General features: G+C 70.9%; 1 protein-coding gene. It reads right to left on the bottom strand.

Going from position 1 to position 237, the window contains the following annotated elements:
• Window positions 1–237: hypothetical protein (locus tag SCA31_RS25495; RefSeq protein WP_410699714.1), on the bottom strand; the 237-nt coding region annotated here is incomplete at both ends.

A 237-nucleotide genomic window follows, 5' to 3' on the forward strand; every position in this document is an offset into this window, starting at 1 on the left:
GTGCCTGCGGCGAGGGCCACGGTGCCTGCTGCGATGTCGCTTCCCGCGCCCCGAACGTAGGTGCCCGGTTTCACTGGCGGCAGCTGCACCACGGCGTCGGTTGTTTCAGGGCGCGGAAAGGAGTCCGGCGTCGCCTTTTCGATGGGCACGACGGCGTCTGCCCCCTCGGGGATCATTGCCCCGGTCATGATCGGTGCGGCGAAGCCGGGGCGGAGCGGTGCTGGCACCGCACCTGCC

It is taken from the genome of Chryseobacterium sp. SIMBA_028 (assembly GCF_046535285.1).
Taxonomy (GTDB): Bacteria; Bacteroidota; Bacteroidia; order Flavobacteriales; family Weeksellaceae; genus Chryseobacterium.